This is a genomic window from Streptomyces sp. NPDC048566, assembly GCF_043199735.1.
Taxonomy (GTDB): Bacteria; Actinomycetota; Actinomycetes; order Streptomycetales; family Streptomycetaceae; genus Streptomyces.
In genome coordinates this window covers 203,226-220,662 of sequence record NZ_JBICWL010000002.1, presented here as the reverse complement: position 1 = coordinate 220,662, position 17,437 = coordinate 203,226, and the positions used below count along the sequence as shown (strand labels likewise).

The window sequence follows — 17,437 nt, the reverse complement described above, 5'->3', positions numbered from 1 at the left end:
GCCGGCCGGCGCGCTCGGGCGGCGCCGAGACGGCGGAGGGCGCCCTCAGTCTGTGCGGACGGCGAGCGCCAGGAAGCGGGACTCCTCGTCCGCGTAGGAGGTCATCGTCCAGCCCGAACTGGCCAGCAGCGGGCGCAGGTTGTGCTCGGCCCGCAGGTCCTCCGGCGTGAGCGCTCTGCCCTGGCGTGCCGCGAGGGCGGATCGGCCGATCGGATGGAAGAGGGCGAGCACGCCTCCCGGGCGCACCACACGGCCCAGTTCCCGCAGGTTCCCGCCCGGGTCCGGCAGATGCGCCACGAGGCCGGCGGCGAACACCGCGTCCAGGGAGGCCGATCGCAGGGGGAGCGCGGTGACGTCGGCCAGCAGCAGACGTCCGGCGCCGTCACGTCTCGCGCCGACCGCCGCCTCCAGCATGGCCGGGGCCAGATCGGCACCGAGGACGACTCCGGTGTCCGTCACGGCGCTCCTCAGCGGCGCCAGCGCCCGCCCGGTGCCGCAGCCGGCGTCGAGCACCCGGTCACCCGGGCGCAGCCCCATCTCCGCCACCGCGGCCTCGTACGCGGGCCCGTCGTCGGGGAAGCGTGCGTCCCAGCGGGCCGCGCGGGCACCGAAGAAATCCCGGACGTTCGTATGGTCGTCGTTCATGTGCCGCATGATCCCTCACTGACACGGAGCACGCAGACGCGCACAGGTTCGACCCCGACACGATCGTCGGACCGTACACTGTGGCCATATTCCAACAGGTTTCGCAATGCGCCCCCTGCGCGCCGCTCGGCGCCGACTAGCGTCCCCGGGCCATGGGACACCTGGACCATGCCGCCTTCGGCTGGCTGACCCCCGTGCTGTCGTACGCGATGGCCGCCGTCGGCGCCGCCCTCGGGCTGCGCTGCGCGGTCCGCGGGCTCGGCTCGACGGGCCGCGCACGCCGCAACTGGCTCCTCGCCGCGGCCTCGGCGATCGGTACGGGCATCTGGACGATGCACTTCGTGGCCATGCTGGGATTCGGCGTCACGGGCACGGAGATCCGCTACGACGTGCCCCTGACCATCCTCAGCCTGCTCGTCGCCATGGCGTTCGTCGGCGCCGGCCTCCTCGCGGTCGGATACGGACGGGACAGGACCCGCGCGTTCGCCGTCGGCGGGCTCACCACCGGGCTCGGCGTCGCCGGCATGCACTACCTCGGCATGGCGGCGCTGCGCCTGCACGGCCGGGTGGACTACGACGCGACCCTCGTCGTCCTCTCCGTCCTGCTCGCCGGGCTGGCCGCGACCGCCGCCCTGTGGGCCGCCCTCACCATCAGGTCGCCCGCGGCGGTCACCGCCGCCTCTCTCGGCATGGGCGGAGCGGTGAGCAGCATGCACTACACCGGAATGATGGCGGTGAGCGTGCACGTCACCCCTTCGGCCACCGAGCTGCCCGGGGCCACGGCCCTGCAGTTCATCTTCCCGCTCGCCGTGGGGCTCGGGTCCTACCTGTTCCTGACCGCGGCGTTCGTCGCGCTGTCCCCGATGGCCGACGCCCGCGGGACGACCGTGTCCGCGCACGCGCAGGCCGACAGCGCGGCCCACTAGAGGCGGCCCGCGGCCGAGACACCCCCGAACCTCTCCGATCGAGGAGGCCATGCGTACACCTCGCAGACCCACGCCCGCCGGATCCGGACCGCCGCCCCGCGCGCGGGGCCGCCGCGCCCACGCCGGGCCGCCGGCCGACGAGCGGGCCGGGGCCGGCGGCATCGCGCCCGCCGCCGCGGCACCGGCGTCTCCGTCCGCCCGGGGGCGCCACCTCAGGCCCCGTACCGTCCGGGCCAAGGTCGTCAGCCTGCTGATGGTGCCTGTGGTCTCGCTCCTGGCCCTGTGGGCCTTCGCCACGGTGGGTACCGCGCAGGACGTCGCACGGCTGCGGCAGGCGCACCGTGTCGACGCCACCGTCCGGGCGCCCGTCCTCGCCGCGATCGCCGCGCTGCAGGAGGAGCGCTCGGCAGCGGTCGGGTACGCGACCGAACCGGCGACCGACGGGGCGATCCGGGTGCGGGCCCTGGCGCGGCAGACCGACCGCGCCGCGGCGAGACTCCGCCTGGACGGGCGCCACACCGTCGCGGACGGTGCCGACCTGCCCGCGGGAGCTTCGGCCAGGCTCGCCGTCTTCGTCGCGGAGACGGACCGCTTGAGGGCGCTCCGCCCGTCCGTGCTCGCCCGCGGAACCGGCTGGGAGGAGACCTACGGCCGCTACACGAGCGCCATCGCCGCGGCCCTCGCAGCCGACGGAGCCCTCAGCGGTGTCCCTGGTGCGAGACCGGGCACCGACGCGCGGGTCCTGCTCGAATTCTCCCGAGCCGGTGAGGCGCTCGCACAGGAGGACGCCGTCCTCGCCGGTGCCCGCCGTGCCGGAACCCTCGACGGTGAGAGGCTCCGGCTGTTCACCGGAGCCATCGGCACCCGCCGCGCCCTGACGGACGCCGCCACGGCGGACCTCCGCGGATCCGAACTGTCCGCCTGGACGGACCTGGCCCGGTCGAGCGACTACCTGGACGTACGGGTGGCCGAGGACGCCGTGCTCGCCGCCCGTCCCGGTCCGAATGCGGTCCGGGCCGCCCCGGAGTCGCGCTGGGACATCGCCCGGGCCCGTGTGCAGGACGCTATGCGGGCGATCGTGAGGGACGCCGTGGCCACGGGCGATCCGAGCCCGTTCCGGGACGCTCTGCTGACGCCGGCGGGGGCGGCGGTCCTCTTCGGACTGGCGGCAGGCGTGGCCTCGCTGCTCATCTCCGTCCGCATCGGCCGCGACCTCGTCGTCGAGCTGGTGAGCCTGCGCGACAGCGCCCTGGACATCGCGCGCCGCGAACTCCCCGAGGCCATGCGCCGGGTCAGGGCGGGCGAGACCGTCGACGTCCGGACCGAGGCACCGCTCGGCAGACCCTCCGTCGACGAGACCGGCCAAGTCGCCGAAGCGCTCGACACCGTCCACCGGGCGGCCCTGCGCGCGGCCGTGGAACGCGCGGAGCTGGCCGGGGGGATCTCCGGCGTCTTCGTGAACCTGGCCCGCCGCAGCCAGGTGCTCCTGCACCGCCAACTCCGTCTCCTGGACGCCATGGAACGCAGGTCGGATGATCCCGACGAGCTCGGCGACCTGTTCCGTCTCGACCACCTCACCACCCGGATGCGCCGACACGCGGAGAGCCTGATCATCCTCTCCGGAGCAGCGCCCGGCCGGGCCTGGCGAACACCGGTCCCGCTCACCGACGTCGTACGCGCGGCCGTCTCCGAAGTCGAGGACTACGCGCGCGTGGAAGTACGACAGCTCCCGGACACCACGGTGACCGGGGCCGCGGTCGCCGACCTCACTCATCTCCTGGCAGAGATCGTGGAGAACGCCGCCCGGTTCTCGCCGCCGCACACGCGGGTACGGATCACCGGCGAGCCCGTCGGCACCGGCTTCGTGGTCGAGGTCGAGGACCGCGGACTGGGCATGGGCGAGGAGACGCTGGCCCAGGCGAACGAGCGCATCGAGCGGCCCGAGGCACTCGACCTCCTCGACAGCGACCGGCTCGGCCTGTTCGTGGTGAGCCGGCTGTCGGCCCGGCACGGGATCAAGGTGCGGTTGCGGACCTCGCCGTACGGCGGCACCACCGCGGTGGTCCTGTTGCCCACCACGCTCCTGCACAGCGAGCGGAGCGACGGCCTCGCCGCCGAGGACGGCAGCCCGGGGGCGGCGCCGAGCCACGACCCACCCGCCGCCTCCCCGTCCGGGCCGGACGCCGTCCGGGCCGTCGGCGAACGGCCCGCGCTGGTCCCTCCCGCGACCGTCGCGGCCGCCCCCGAACCCCCGTTGAAGGCCGCGCGGGATGCCGCGCCGACGGGGGCCGCGCCCCTCCGGCTCCATCGCGGTGACGACGCGGCCGGAGCCTGCGGGGAACTCCCCCGGCGGGTACGCCAGGCACACCTGGCACCTCAACTGCGCTCCCCGCGCTCGGAGGAACCGATGCGGACAACGCCGTCCGCGGCCGGTGACGAGCGCACCCCGGAACGCGTGCGCGCGCACATCACCGCCTACCGGGACGGCTGGGCACGCGGCGGCGGTAGGCCACCCGGTCCTCCCACGATCCCCGCACCGCGAACGGGCGGCGACGGCAGCGAAGGAGACTCCGCATGACCCAGGACCCCTGTCCCGGACCCGCCCCGCTCCCGGGCGAACTCGACTGGCTGCTGGACGACATGGTGCTGCGCGTCGGCGACGTCCGGCACGCCGTGGTGCTCTCGGGCGACGGCCTGGCGGTGGGAGCGTCGAAGGGCCTGCTCCGTGAGGACGCCGAACACCTCGCGGCCGTCGCGTCCGGATTCCACAGCCTTGCCAAAGGGACGGGCCGCCACTTCGGCGTCGGCGGCGTGCGGCAGACCATGGTGGAGATGGACGAGGGGTTCCTCTTCGTCGCCGCGGCGGGAGAGGGCTCCTGCCTCGCCGTCCTGACATCCGCCACCGCCGACATCGGCCTCGTGGCATACGAGATGGCCGTGCTCGTCAAGCGCGTCGGAGAGCACCTCGACACCCCGCCGCGCGCCACCACCCGCGCCCCGGCCGCGGGTTGAGCGGGGACGTCCGCGCAGATGACCGACGACATGCCGGACAGCGGGCCGCCGCCCTCCGGCCACTGGTACGACCAGGAGGCGGGCCCCCTCGTCCGTCCCTACGCGATGACGGGCGGACGCACCCAGCCGGGTCCCGCCGCCGTCCACTTCGACCTCATCGCCCTGGTGTCGATCGACGAGGACGCGCCCGCCGCGGGCGAGGGCACCGCGCTCGGCCCGGAACACCGTGCGCTGATCGAACTGTGCCGCGCCGAGCCCCAGTCGGTCGCCGAACTGGCGGCGGGCGCCGACCTTCCCGTGGGCGTCGTCCGCGTGCTCCTGGGGGATCTGCTGGAGCGCCGCCGCGTCTTGGTCAGCCGCCCGGTGCCGCCCGCCCGCCTGCCCGACGAGCGCGTCCTGCGCGAGGTGATCGAAGGGCTCCGGGCCCTGTAGTGGACCCCGCCGCAACCGCGGCCGACGGTGGTCGGCCCTCCCGAGAGAAGTGATCGATGGCCGCAGAGAAGCCCGACACCCCGGACGACGACTCCTCCGCCCTGGCGCTGAAGATTCTGGTCGCCGGTGGATTCGGCGTCGGCAAGACCACCCTGGTGGGAGCGGTCAGTGAGATCAGGCCGCTGCGCACCGAGGAACTCCTCAGCGAGGCCGGTCGGCCGGTGGACGACACCTGCGGGGTCGACCGGAAGGTCACCACGACCGTCGCCATGGACTTCGGGCGCATCACGATCAGGTCGGGACTGTCGCTCTATCTCTTCGGGACACCGGGCCAGGACCGCTTCTGGTTCCTCTGGGACGAGTTGTCGACCGGGGCCCTCGGTGCCGTCGTCCTCGCCGACACCCGGCGCCTGGAGGACTGCTTCCCCGCCGTGGACTACTTCGAGCACCGGCGCATCCCGTTCGTGGTCGCCGTGAACTGCTTCGCCGACGCACGCGCCTACGGCGCCCAGGACGTCTCCCGGGCCCTCGATCTCGACCGCGGCACACCGGTCGTGCTGTGCGACGCCCGCGATCGCGACTCCGGCAAGGAGGTGCTGATCCGGCTCGTCGAGTACGCCGGGCGGGTGCACACCGCCCGGCTTCTCGACTCCGTCGGCTGACGCCCGCGGCGGCTCCGGGGGCGGGCCGCCGGTCAGTCGGCCACGGCCGCGAAGGCCAGCACCTTCTCGATCCTCATCCGGACGAGGAGTTCCCCCGGTACGCCGTTGCGCCTGCCGAACTCCTCGGCACGGTCGGCGCCCATGTACCGGCCCCCGATCCGGGTGGCCCAGTGCCGCAGGTCGTCCGCGTCCTCCGACAGGGCCACCCGTCCCTGCAGCACCACGAAGGCGAAAGGCGGCCGGTCGTCGTCCACGCACAGGGCGACCCGGCCGTCCCGTGCCAGGTTCCTCCCCTTCACAGTGTCCTTCGCGGTGTTGAAGACCACGTCGTCGCCGTCCAGCACGAACCAGACGGGTGCCACGTGCGGGCTGCCGTCGGCGCGGACCGTGGACAGCTTTCCGGTGCGGGTTCCCTGCGAGACGAACGCCCGCCACTGCTCGTCGGTCATCTTCTCTGCCATGCCGTCCATCCTCCTTGCCCGCAGGGCGGCTGTGGGGAAGGCTTGCTGGGCGAATCCTCCGGTCGGGGGGAAGCGAACACGGGGAGACCGGACCATGGCACACAACAACGGCCTCGGCTGGCTGCTGGACGACCTCACCCAGCGCGTCGAGCACGTGAGGCACGCGCTGGTGCTCTCGAACGACGGACTGGTGACGGGTGCGAGCACGGGCCTGCGGCGGGAGGACGCCGAGCACCTCGCCGCCGTCTCGTCGGGACTGCACAGCCTGGCGAAGGGCTCCGGACGTCACTTCGGCGCCGGCCAGGTCCGCCAGACGATGGTGGAGTTCGACGACGCGGTGCTGTTCGTGACCGCCGCGGGCGCCGGCAGCTGCCTCTGTGTCCTCAGCGGCGCCGAGGCCGACATCGGTCAGGTCGCCTACGAGATGACCCTGCTGGTGAACCGGGTCGGCGAGCACCTCGGGGTCGACGCGCGGCACCCGGACGGCAAGCCCGCTACAGATCTCTGACCTGCGCACACGGTCATCGGAGTCGGGGTTTTCCACAGGCTCGACGCGATGTCCGCCCGCCCGGATACGGTTTTTCCCGAAGCGAGCGCACACGGCGCGAGCATCCGACTCCACGGGGGAGACCGCCATGTCCGTCAGCACGATCACCCGCTCCGCCACGACGTCCGTCGGCCGTGCCGCACGAGAACTGGACCTCGGGCGCCGCGAGTTCGACCTGGCCGTACAACTCGGCTGCGTGCGCACCGTGCCCGACGAGGGAGGCGGCGGACGCCGGGTCGCTCGGGCCGAGATCGACCGGCTGCGCGGCGAGGCGGGCTTTCCCGCGACCCTGCGCGAGCGGGTCAGGACGGTGGGAACCGCCGAGGCGGCAGCGCTCATGGGCGTGGCGACCGGCCGCTTCACCCGCCTGGCGCGGCTCGGCCTCGCCGTCCCCGTCACCTTCTACGTGAACCGCTACGGGGCGATCGTCTGGCTGTACCTCGCGGAGGAGATCGGGCAGTTCGCGCGGGACGGGAAGCACGCGCCGCTGCTGAAGGGCCGGACACCGGAGGTTCTGCGCGGTCAACTCGACGCGGGCGTCGACCTCAGGCCCCGCAACTGGCGCGGACGCCGGCTCGGGCACCTCCTCCGGCAGGCGGAGGATCCGTGGGCCCGCGCCGCTGCCGTCGCGTCCCTGCTCGCCCCGGTTCCCCTCGCCGAAGGGGTGCGGGACCCCTACGAGCGCGCCCACCTCGAACTCCTTCGCCCGGCCCGGCCGTCGGCCGCCGCCCCGGGCACACCCACGGCGCGGATCGTCGAGAGCGTCATCACCGCGGGTGATCCCGACGAGGTCGCGTGGCTCGTGGCCGAGCTGCGCCAGACCCTCGCCGAGGCCCGCGCGGACCGCCCGGCGCCCCGCCCCGCGGTGCCCTCGTCCCCGACGGAAGCGGCCGCAGCGCAAGGCCGGCCGGATCCGGCCCCGCTCATCCGCACGAGCAAGGCGCAGCGGGCACGGCCCGTCAGCCGCACCCTGCGGCTGCTCGGCCGGCGGCGCCGCGGGAAGCCGCGCGAGAGCCTCTCTACAGGGCCCTGAACAGCCCTTCCTGCACCACCGACACGAGCAGCTGTCCCTGCCGGTCGTAGATGCGGCCGCGGGCCAGACCGCGTCCCCCCGTCGCGATCGGCGACTCCTGGTCGTAGAGGAACCACTCGTCGGCGCGGAACGGCCGGTGGAACCACATGGCGTGGTCCAGGGAGGCCATGTCGAAGCCCCGCGGACCCCAGAGCGGTTCGACGGGAATGCGGACGGCGTCGAGGAGCGTCATGTCGCTCGCGTAGGTGAGAGCGCAGGTGTGCACGAGCGGGTCGTCGCCCAGCGGTCCCATGGCGCGCATCCACACCGCGCTGCGCGGCTCGGCGCCCTTGGTCTCCTCGGGCGTCCAGCGCAGCCGGTCCACGTAGCGGATGTCGAACGGTTGGCGTCGCGCCATGCGCTCCAGGGCTTCGGGCAGAGCCCCCAGGTGCTCCTTGATCTCCTGCGAGACGGTCGGCAGGGACTCCGGGTCCGGCACGTCACGTGCCGGTGGCAGCTGATGCTCGAAGCTCCCTTCCTCGGGCCGATGAAAGGAGGCGGTGAGATTGAAGATCGTCCGGCCCTGCTGCACGGCGGTGACCCGGCGCGTGGTGAACGACCGCCCGTCCCGCACGCGTTCGACCTGGTACACGATCGGGACGCCCGGCCGGCCGGGGCGCAGGAAGTACGCGTGCAGCGAGTGCACCGGCCGGTCGCCCTCGGTGGTGCGGCCGGCCGCCACCAGCGCCTGTCCGGCCACCTGCCCCCCGAAGACGCGCTGGAGGGACTCCTGGGGGCTGCGGCCCCGGAAGATGTTGACCTCGATCTGCTCCAGGTCGAGCAGGTCGACCAGCCTCTCGGCGGCGTTCGTCATGAGTGGGCCTCTCCTGTGCTCACAGCTGGCCGACGTCGGTGACCTTGACGATGGCACGGCCCTCCGCGTCGGACGCCACCAGGTCCACCTCCGCGCTGATGCCCCAGTCGTGATCGCCGTTGGGGTCGGCGAACGCCTGCCGGACACGCCACAGGCCGTTCTGCGGTTCCTCCACGATCGACAGCAGCTTCGGCCCGCGGGCGTCGGGGCCCGTGCCGAGGTCCTCGTACTCGTCCCAGTACGCGTCCATCGCCTCGCCCCACGCGTCGGCGTCCCAGCCGGCGTCGGCGTCCATCTCGCCGAGTTCCCCGACATTGTCGAGCGCGGCGAGCTCGACCCTGCGGAACATCGCGTTGCGGACGAGGACACGGAAGGCCCGCGCGTTCGCCGTGACCGGCTTGACCTGGTCGGCCTTCTCCTGCGCCTCCTCCGCGGTCATCACCTCGGGGTTGGCGAGCTGCTCCCACTCGTCGAGCAGACTGGAGTCGACCTGGCGGACCATCTCGCCCAGCCAGGCGATCAGATCCTCCAGATCCTCGGACTTCAGGTCGTCCGGGACCGTGTGCTCCAGCGCCTTGTAGGCGGAGGCCAGGTAGCGCAGCACGATGCCCTCGGTCCGGGCCAGCTCGTAGAAGGAGACGAACTCCGTGAAGGACATGGCCCGCTCGTACATGTCACGGATGATGGACTTGGGCGACAGGGGGTGGTCGCCCACCCAGGGGTGGCTCTTGCGGTACACGTTGTACGCGTGGAAGAGCAGCTCCTCCAGGGGCTTGGCGTACGTCACCTCCTGAAGCCGTTCCATGCGCTCCTCGTACTCGACGCCGTCGGCCTTCATCGCGGCGACGGCTTCCCCTCGCGCCTTGTTCTGCTGCGCGGCGAGGATCTGCCGGGGGTCGTCGAGCGTGGACTCCACCACCGAGACCATGTCGAGGGCGTAGGAGGGCGACTCGGGCTCCAGCAGGTCGAAGGCAGCGAGGGCGAAGGTCGACAGGGGCTGGTTGAGCGCGAAGTCCTGCTGGAGATCGACGGTGAGCCGGACGATACGGCCGGTGGCGTCGGGCTCGTCGAGCTTCTCGACGATGCCGCCGTCGAGGAGCGAGCGGTAGATCGCGATCGCCCTGCGGATGTGCCGCAGCTGCTGCTTGCGCGGCTCGTGGTTGTCCTCCAGCAGATGACGCATCGCCTCGAAGGCGTTGCCCGGGCGGGCGATCACCGACAGCAGCATGGTGTGCGTGACGCGGAAGCGGGAGGTCAGCGGTTCGGGATCGGAGGCGATGAGCTTCTCGAAGGTGTTCTCCGTCCAGCCGACGAAACCCTCGGGCGCCTTCTTGCGCACCACCTTGCGCCGCTTCTTCGGATCGTCGCCGGCCTTCGCCAGCGACTTCTCGTTCTCGATGACGTGCTCCGGCGCCTGCGCCACGACGAAGCCGGCGGTGTCGAAGCCGGCGCGCCCCGCCCGGCCGGCGATCTGGTGGAACTCGCGGGCCCGCAGCGTGCGCACCCGGGTACCGTCGTACTTGGTCAGGGCCGTGAAGAGTACCGTCCGGATGGGCACGTTGACGCCCACACCGAGCGTGTCCGTGCCGCAGATGACCTTCAGGAGCCCTGCCTGGGCCAGCTTCTCGACCAGTCGCCGGTACTTGGGCAGCATGCCGGCGTGGTGCACACCGATGCCGTGCCGGACGTAGCGGGAGAGGTTCTGGCCGAACCGGGTGGTGAAGCGGAAGTTGCCGATCAGCTCGGCGATCCGGTCCTTCTCCTCCCGCGTGCACATGTTGATGCTCATCAGCGCCTGCGCTCGCTCCACGGCCTGCGCCTGGGTGAAGTGCACGATGTACACGGGCGCCTGCCGGGTGGTGAGCAGTTCGGTGAGCGTCTCCGTGAGCGGGGTGAGCACGTACTCGTAGGACAGCGGAACGGGCCGGGTCGCGGAGCGCACCACCGCGGTGGGCCGCCCGGTGCGGCGCGTGAGGTCCTTCTCGAACATCGAGACGTCGCCGAGCGTGGCCGACATCAGGATGAACTGCGCCTGGGGGAGTTCCAGGATCGGAATCTGCCAGGCCCAGCCGCGGTCGCCCTCGGCGTAGAAGTGGAACTCGTCCATGACCACCTGGCCCACGTCCGCCTGCCGGCCGTCCCGCAGGGCGATCGAGGCGAGGACCTCGGCTGTGCAGCAGATGACGGGGGCGTCGGCGTTCACGGACGCGTCGCCGGTGAGCATGCCGACGTTCTCGGTCCCGAAGATCTTGCACAGCTCGAAGAACTTCTCCGAGACCAGGGCCTTGATCGGCGCGGTGTAGAAGGTGACCTCGTCCCGGGCGAGCGCGGCGAAGTGCGCACCGGCGGCGATCATGCTCTTGCCCGAGCCGGTGGGCGTCGAGACGATCACGTTGGCCCCCGAGACCACTTCGATCAGCGCCTCCTCCTGGTGGGGGTAGAGCGTGAGACCGCGTTCTCCGGCCCACGACTCGAAGGCTTCGTAGAGGGCGTCGGGGTCTGCGGTCTGCGGCAGCTGATCGATGAGGGTCACGCACCCATCTTGCCTGGCGACGCACGCAAGGGGGGAATCGGATGCCGCACCGAAGATCACGAACGCTACGCTGTGGCGCCGACGACGCGTCAGCGCGGGCGGGCAACTGGACAGCGGGACATACGAAATGGGGCGGGGAACGGCCATGATGGGACCAGCACACTCACTGTCGGGGGCCGCGGCCTGGCTCGGCGTCGGAGCGGCGGCCGCCGCTGCCGGGCACAGCATGCCCTGGCCGGTCCTGCTGGTCGGAGCGCTGATCTGCGCGGGTGCCGCACTCGCCCCGGACCTCGATCACAAGGCCGCGACCATCTCGCGCGCCTTCGGACCCGTGTCACGGTGGTTGTGCGAGATCGTCGACAAGCTGTCCTACGCCGTCTACAAGGGAACGAAGAAGCAGGGCGACCCCCGGCGCTCCGGCGGCCACCGCACGCTGACGCACACCTGGCTGTGGGCGGTCCTGATCGGCGCGGGCAGCTCCGTGCTGGCGATCACCGGCGGTCGCTGGGCGGTGCTCGCCATCCTCTTCGTGCACATGGTGCTCGCCATCGAGGGCCTGCTCTGGCGGGCCGCGCGTGGGTCCAGCAGCGACGTGCTGGTCTGGCTGCTCGCCGCGACCAGCGCCTGGATCCTCGCGGGAATACTGGACAGGCCGGGCAAGGGTGCGGACTGGCTGTTCACCGCGCCGGGCCAGGAGTATCTGTGGCTCGGCCTGCCGATCGTCCTCGGCGCGCTGGTGCACGACATCGGGGACGCCCTCACGGTGTCGGGCTGCCCGATCCTGTGGCCCATCCCGGTCGGCCGCAAGCGCTGGTATCCCATCGGCCCGCCCAAGGCGATGCGTTTCCGCGCGGGCAGCTGGATCGAGCTGAAGGTGCTGATGCCCGCGTTCATGCTGCTGGGAGGGGTCGGCTGCGCGGCCGCGCTGAACTTCATCTGAGGCGGAGCCGGGGAGCGGTCCGGCGAGGGAGGGGCGGTTCAGGCGTTCGCGTCGCCGCCGCTCGTCTGCGCGCCGCCTCCGTAGCGCCGTTCGAACCGGGCGACGCGGCCTTCGGAGTCCACGGTGCGGGCCTTGCCGGTGTAGAAGGGGTGGCTCTCCGAGGAGATCTCGACGTCGACGACGGGGTAGGTCTCCCCGTCGTCCCACTCGATCGTCCGCTCGCTCGTGGCCGTGGAGCGGGTGAGGAAGGCGTAGCCCGCGCTCAGGTCGCGGAAGACCACGGGCCGGTAGTCGGGCTGCTTGTCCTGCTGCATGGATGCTCCTTCGGGACGGTGTCCTCGGCCGGGCGCCGGTCAGCCGGACACGGAGTCCTCGTCGACGATGTGCATGGCGGCCTCCTCGGCCGAGGCCGCGGCGCCGTCGATGCCGATGTCCGTCGCGATCAGCCCGCTCTCCTCATCCTCGTGTGCTCCCTCGTCCGGTGCCACCAGGCGTCCGGAGCGCAGGTCGCCGACCTCGTTGTCGAGGAGTTCGCCGTCGCTGTCCGAGCAGTCACCGATCCCGTCGCCGTCGGAGGCCGCCACGTCGGGCACCTCCTCGGCGAGGCGGTCCGCCAGGCTCTCGCCCGCCACGGCCTCCGAAGCGGTCACCCCCTGGTGCTCCACCGCCCACGGCCGCTCGGGCGGGGACCAGCCCCGGTCCAGCGGGTCTGCGACGCCGTCGGTCATGAGGGTGTCCTCCGCGTCGAGCAGCCCCGCGTCGTCCTGTACCTCGGATCCGTCGGGCTGGTAGACCTCGTCTCCCCAACCGTCGGCGCTGTCCACGACTACCTCCAGGGGCTGCGGACGGGACCGGCTCCGCCTCTCGGGACGACGGTCGCGCGGGCCACGGGACACGTCTGCCGTTCCACGCGAACCGGGTGGTTCCCGCGGGTCCCCCGACCGGGTGTCCGCATCCAGCCTTCCACCCCCCTTCGGCACCGCGCAACGCCACGGCCTCGGACCAGCGGCGCGGCGGGGACCGCCGACGGGGACGGGGTCCCGGCGGGAGGGTGCCGCCGGCTCGCAGAGGCACCCGGTGCGGCCCGGTCCACGCACCCCTTCCGGTCGCCCCGTCCCACGGAAGCGTTCCGGCTCCACCGAACCGTTGCGGCCGGTCGCCCCTGTCACCGCGCCGGTCCACTCGCCTTCCGCAGACGGTCCGGCCTGCCGGGGAGGGGTGGCCGGCTCCCTCGCGGCCGGTCCGTCCGGCGCGTCGCACCGGGCGGACCGTGTTCCGGGCGGTCCGCGCGACGGACCCGCCGCACGGCGCCGGAGTCCTGCCCGGTCGCACTGCGCGCATCACCCGCCGGCGGCCCTCCGGGTACGGCGGTGCGCGCTGCGCGCGGATACCGGGCGGGCGGTCCGCCGGGACGGCACGGAGCAGGCGCCCTGCCCGTGCGCGGGAGCGATGCCACGTCCGTCGTCGCGCGGCCTCCGACGCCGGACGCGGCCCGGGGCCGCGCCTTCCGTGGGCCGCCCGCTCACCCGTGCCAGGACCGCCACAGAGCCGCGTAGGCGCCGTCCGCCGCCACGAGCTGGTCGTGGCTGCCCAGCTCACTGATCCGGCCCTTCTCGACGACGGCGATCACGTCCGCGTCGTGGGCCGTGTGGAGCCGGTGGGCGATCGCGACGACGGTGCGCCCGTCCAGGACACGGGCCAGCGAGCGTTCCAGGTGGCGCGCCGCGCGCGGGTCGAGCAGCGAGGTCGCCTCGTCCAGGACCAGTGTGTGCGGGTCGGCCAGGACCAGTCGGGCCAGCGCGATCTGCTGGGCCTGCGCGGGAGTGAGCGTGACGCCGCCCGACCCCACCTCGGTGTCCAGGCCGTCCTCCAGCGCCCGCGCCCAGCCGCCGGCGTCCACCGCGCCCAGCGCCGCCCACAGTCGTGCGTCCTCGGCGTGACCCGCCGCGGTATCGGCGCGCCGGGCCCCGGGGGCGGCGTCGGCCGCGTCGCGGCGCGAGCGGGCGACGGCGAGCAGCAGGTTGTCGCGCAGGGAGCCGACGAACACGTGGTGCTCCTGGTTGACCAAAGCCACGTGGCTGCGGATCTCCTCGGCGGGCATCCGGGAGAGTTCGGCGCCGCCGAGGGTGATCCGGCCGTCCCGGGGCGCGTAGATCCCGGCGAGCAGCCTGCCCAGCGTGGACTTGCCCGCGCCGGACGGGCCGACGAGTGCGACGCGTGTTCCGGGCGGTACGGCCAGGGTCACGTCGCGGAGCACGTCCACGCCCTTGCGGTAGCCGAAGTGGACGCCGTCGGCACGCACGTCCCGCCCGTCGGGCGACAGGGCGGGATCGCCGGCGGCGGGCTCGATGTCCCGGACGCCGACGAGCCGCGCCAGCGAGACCTGGGCGACCTGGAGCTCGTCGTACCACCGCAGGATCAGGCCGACCGGGTCGACGAGCATCTGCGCGATGAGGGCACCCGTCGTGAGCTGCCCCACTCCGATCCAGCCGTGCAGGACGAAGACCCCGCCGACCATCAGGACCGAGCAGAGCACCGTCACGTGCGTGACGTTGACGACGGGGAACAGTACCGAACGCAGCCAGAGCGTGTACCGCTCCCACGCCGTCCACTCCCGGATACGGCGGTCCGACAGCTCGATGCGGCGCCCGGCCAGCCGGTGGGACTCGACGGTGCGGCCGGCGTCGACGGTCTCGGCGAGGGTGGCGGCGACGGCCGCGTAGCCGGCCGCCTCCGACCGGTAGCCCGCCGGCGCCCGCCGGAAGTACCAGCGGCAGCCGACGACCAGCAGCGGGACGGCGACCAGGACGGCCGGAGCGAGCGCCGGGGCCGTCACGGCGAGTCCACCGAGCAGCAGGGCGGCCCAGACCACGCCGATGGCCAGCTGCGGCACCGCCTCGCGCATGGCGTTGGCGAGGCGGTCGATGTCGGTGGTGATGCGGGACAGCAGATCGCCCGTCCCGGCGCGTTCGAGGACGCCGGGCGGCAGCCCGACCGACCGGACGAGGAAGTCCTCGCGGAGGTCCGCCAGCATCCGCTCGCCGAGCATGGCGCCGCGCAGCCGTACCTGCCGGACGAACACGGCCTGGACGACCAGCGCGGCCACGAACAGGGCGGCCGTGCGCGCCGGATGGAGGTCGTGGGCCCGGTCGGTGACCCGCTCCACGAGCGACCCCAGGAGGTAGGGGCCCGCCATCGAGGCGACGACGGCCACGGTGTTGACGCCGACCAGCAGGAAGAAGGCGGTCCGGTGGCGGCGGAACAGTTCGGTGACGTAGGCGCGCACCGTCGCGGGCGCGCCGACGGGCAGGGTGGTGGCCGTCGTCGGTGCGGCCGGGTCGTAGGCCGGGGGCGCCACGCCGATCATGCGGTCTCCTCGATGTCGTGCAGTACGCCGTCCAGGACGGCTTCGTCGTCGGCTGTCAGGCCGCCGTTCCGGGGACGCGGCGCGATCCCGGCGGCGGCTTCCTCATCGGTCTCCCGGGTCACGACGGTCCGGTACCGCGGTTCTCCGCTCAGCAGCTCGCGGTGGGCTCCGACGGCGGCGACGCGGCCCTCGACTACGAGGACCACCCGGTCCGCGTTGTCGAGCAGGAGGGGAGAGGAGGTGAGCACGACCGTCGTGCGCCCGGCCCGCAGTGCGCGCAGGCCCTGCGCGATCCCCGCCTCCGTGTGGGAGTCGACCGCGGACGTCGGTTCGTCGAGGACCAGCACCTCCGGGTCGGTGACCAGGGACCGGGCCAGGGCGAGCCGCTGGCGCTGGCCTCCCGACAGCGAGCGACCGCGTTCGGTGATCCGGGCGTTCATCGGGTCCTCGGCGTCCAGCGAGCCCTGCGCCAGCGCCTCCAGCACGTCACCGCACCGCGCGGCCTCCAGCGCCGCCTCCGCGCCGACGAGCCCCGAGGCCGGCACGTCCAGCAGTTCGCGCAGCGAGCCGGACAGCAGGACCGGGTCCTTGTCCTGGACCAGGACCGCCGCGCGTGCGGAGTCCAGCGGCAGGTCGTCCAGCGGCACGTTCCCGAGAAGGACCGACTCGCCGTGAACCGCGTCCCCGTCGCGCGGCGCCTCACCGGGTTCGCAGGGGTGGCCGCCGAGCCGTTCGGCGAGCCGGCCGGCCGCGTCCGGGTCGCCGCACACCACGGCGGTGAGCAGGCCCTCGGGGGCGAGCAGCCCCGTCCCGGGGTCGTACAGATCACCGGACGGCGCCTGCGGCGGCCGGGAGCCGGCACTGTCCGTCGCGCGGTGCAGGGACAGCACCCGTGCGGCCCGCCGGGCGGACGGTCGCGAGAAGGACCAGGCCATCGCGATCTCCTCGAAGTGCCGCAGCGGATAGGCGAGAAGCATGACCGCGCTGTACACCGTGACGAGTTCGCCGACGTCGATGCGCCCGTCGCGGGCCAGCAGGACTCCGCGCCAGACGACGGCGATCAGCAGCAGGCCCGGCAGCAGCACCTGGATCGCGGCGATCAGCGACCACATGCGCGCACTGCGCACGGCCGCGCGGCGGACTTCCTGGGAGGCCCGGCGGTACCGGTCGAGGAAGAGGTCCTCGCCCCCGATGCCGCGCAGCACCCGCAGTCCCGCCACGGTGTCGGAGGCCAACTCGGTGGCGCGGCCCGCCTTCTCCCGCTGGAGGTCGGCCCGTCCGGTCGCCCGGGGCAGCAACGGCAGTACGGCGAGGGCCAGTACGGGCACGCCGAGGGCGACGATGACACCGAGCGCCGGCTGGTAGACGACCAGGCCGACGCAGACCAGCACCACCGTCAGCGCCGCGGCCGTGAAGCGGGAAACGGCCTCGACGAACCACCCGATCTTCTCGACGTCGCCGGTCGACACCGCCACCACCTCGCCGGCGGCGACCCGCCGGGTCAGCGCCGCGCCGAGGAGGGCGGTCCTGCGGGCGAGCAGCTGCTGGACGCGTGCCGCCGCGGTGATCCAGTTGGTGACGGCGGTGCGGTGCAGCATGGTCTCGCCGAGGGCGATACCGGCGCCGCACAGCGCCATCAGTGCGCCGGTCGCGGCGAGCCGGGTGCCCGATCGGTCGATCACCGCTTGGACGGCCGTGCCGACGCAGAACGGCAGCGCCGACACGGCCACGAAGTGCAGCAGGCCCCACGCCAGCGCCTTCAGCTGCCCGCCGAGCTGGTTGCGGCCGAGCCACCACAGGAATCGGGGACCCGAGCGGGCGTCGGGTACGCCCGGGTCGGGATACGGAAGGTCGTGAATCTGCATGACGTCCCAGTGGCTCGTGTCAGGTGAGGGGGGCCGCCCCGTGATCAGGCATCGCCCGTCGCCGGGGCCGGCAACAAACCGTGAAAGGTTCGCCTCGTAGCGTGGTGGAAGGCAACCGATTTTCCGGCGACGGGCGGAATCCGGCCCGCTTGTCGTACCGG

At 73.1% G+C, this 17,437-nt stretch carries 16 protein-coding genes; 8 read left to right on the top strand and 8 right to left on the bottom strand.

Annotated features, from left to right (window positions below):
- Positions 1 to 45: 45 nt before the first annotated feature.
- On the bottom strand, positions 46 to 645 hold the full coding sequence (locus tag ACGFS9_RS04790) for a class I SAM-dependent methyltransferase (protein WP_393250879.1): 600 nt from the start codon (positions 643 to 645) through the stop codon (positions 46 to 48).
- Positions 646 to 797: 152 nt separating this feature from the next.
- On the opposite strand from ACGFS9_RS04790, the gene ACGFS9_RS04785 reads away from it, so the two are divergent.
- Genes ACGFS9_RS04785 through ACGFS9_RS04765 form a run of 5 tightly spaced genes read left to right on the top strand, consistent with a single transcriptional unit; the run spans position 798 to position 5,677 of the window.
- Positions 798 to 1,571, top strand: coding sequence for an MHYT domain-containing protein (locus ACGFS9_RS04785; protein ID WP_393250878.1), 774 nt, complete (start codon positions 798 to 800; stop codon positions 1,569 to 1,571).
- 49 nt (positions 1,572 to 1,620) lie between these two features.
- A complete protein-coding gene (locus tag ACGFS9_RS04780; RefSeq protein ID WP_393250877.1) occupies positions 1,621 to 4,149 on the top strand; it encodes a nitrate- and nitrite sensing domain-containing protein in 2,529 nt (842 codons plus the stop codon).
- Positions 4,146 to 4,583 carry a roadblock/LC7 domain-containing protein gene (locus ACGFS9_RS04775; RefSeq protein ID WP_393250876.1) on the top strand — a complete coding sequence of 146 codons (438 nt, stop codon included), beginning with the start codon at positions 4,146 to 4,148 and terminating at the stop codon, positions 4,581 to 4,583. Before ACGFS9_RS04780 ends, ACGFS9_RS04775 begins: the two co-directional genes overlap by 4 nt.
- Positions 4,584 to 4,601: 18 nt before the next feature.
- Entirely contained in the window at positions 4,602 to 5,015 is a 414-nt protein-coding gene (locus ACGFS9_RS04770; protein WP_393250875.1) for a DUF742 domain-containing protein, read from the top strand.
- A gap of 56 nt (positions 5,016 to 5,071) precedes the next feature.
- Positions 5,072 to 5,677, top strand: a complete 606-nt coding sequence (locus tag ACGFS9_RS04765; RefSeq protein ID WP_393250874.1) for an ATP/GTP-binding protein — start codon at positions 5,072 to 5,074, stop codon at positions 5,675 to 5,677.
- A 32-nt stretch (positions 5,678 to 5,709) separates the two neighbouring features.
- Here the strand turns inward: ACGFS9_RS04765 and ACGFS9_RS04760 are convergent, their stop codons facing one another.
- Positions 5,710 to 6,138, bottom strand: a complete 429-nt coding sequence (locus tag ACGFS9_RS04760; RefSeq protein ID WP_393250873.1) for a PPOX class F420-dependent oxidoreductase — start codon at positions 6,136 to 6,138, stop codon at positions 5,710 to 5,712.
- A gap of 94 nt (positions 6,139 to 6,232) precedes the next feature.
- Here ACGFS9_RS04760 and ACGFS9_RS04755 point away from each other — a divergent pair, with 94 nt between their 5' ends.
- Entirely contained in the window at positions 6,233 to 6,646 is a 414-nt protein-coding gene (locus ACGFS9_RS04755; RefSeq protein WP_393250872.1) for a roadblock/LC7 domain-containing protein, read from the top strand.
- Between the two features lie 127 nt (positions 6,647 to 6,773).
- Complete coding sequence (locus tag ACGFS9_RS04750) at positions 6,774 to 7,718, top strand: DUF6397 family protein (RefSeq protein WP_393250871.1); 945 nt, start codon at positions 6,774 to 6,776, stop codon at positions 7,716 to 7,718.
- Here ACGFS9_RS04750 and ACGFS9_RS04745 read toward each other — a convergent pair.
- Positions 7,705 to 8,571 carry an acyl-CoA thioesterase gene (locus tag ACGFS9_RS04745; protein WP_393250870.1) on the bottom strand — a complete coding sequence of 289 codons (867 nt, stop codon included), beginning with the start codon at positions 8,569 to 8,571 and terminating at the stop codon, positions 7,705 to 7,707. The genes ACGFS9_RS04750 and ACGFS9_RS04745 overlap by 14 nt on opposite strands.
- Before the next feature lie 19 nt (positions 8,572 to 8,590).
- Positions 8,591 to 11,104, bottom strand: coding sequence for a DEAD/DEAH box helicase (locus tag ACGFS9_RS04740; RefSeq protein ID WP_393250869.1), 2,514 nt, complete (start codon positions 11,102 to 11,104; stop codon positions 8,591 to 8,593).
- A gap of 145 nt (positions 11,105 to 11,249) precedes the next feature.
- On the opposite strand from ACGFS9_RS04740, the gene ACGFS9_RS04735 reads away from it, so the two are divergent.
- Complete coding sequence (locus ACGFS9_RS04735) at positions 11,250 to 12,044, top strand: metal-dependent hydrolase (protein WP_393250868.1); 795 nt, start codon at positions 11,250 to 11,252, stop codon at positions 12,042 to 12,044.
- A 38-nt stretch (positions 12,045 to 12,082) separates the two neighbouring features.
- Here ACGFS9_RS04735 and ACGFS9_RS04730 read toward each other — a convergent pair whose 3' ends face one another.
- The 4 genes from ACGFS9_RS04730 to ACGFS9_RS04715 form a co-directional block, all read right to left on the bottom strand.
- On the bottom strand, positions 12,083 to 12,358 hold the full coding sequence (locus ACGFS9_RS04730) for a type B 50S ribosomal protein L31 (protein ID WP_393250867.1): 276 nt from the start codon (positions 12,356 to 12,358) through the stop codon (positions 12,083 to 12,085).
- Positions 12,359 to 12,397: 39 nt separating this feature from the next.
- On the bottom strand, positions 12,398 to 12,868 hold the full coding sequence (locus tag ACGFS9_RS04725) for a DUF5709 domain-containing protein (RefSeq protein WP_393250866.1): 471 nt from the start codon (positions 12,866 to 12,868) through the stop codon (positions 12,398 to 12,400).
- Between the two features lie 698 nt (positions 12,869 to 13,566).
- On the bottom strand, positions 13,567 to 15,411 hold the full coding sequence (locus ACGFS9_RS04720) for an ABC transporter ATP-binding protein (RefSeq protein WP_393250864.1): 1,845 nt from the start codon (positions 15,409 to 15,411) through the stop codon (positions 13,567 to 13,569).
- A complete protein-coding gene (locus tag ACGFS9_RS04715; protein ID WP_393250862.1) occupies positions 15,408 to 17,276 on the bottom strand; it encodes an ABC transporter transmembrane domain-containing protein in 1,869 nt (622 codons plus the stop codon). Before ACGFS9_RS04715 ends, ACGFS9_RS04720 begins: the two co-directional genes overlap by 4 nt.
- Positions 17,277 to 17,437: the final 161 nt, after the last annotated feature.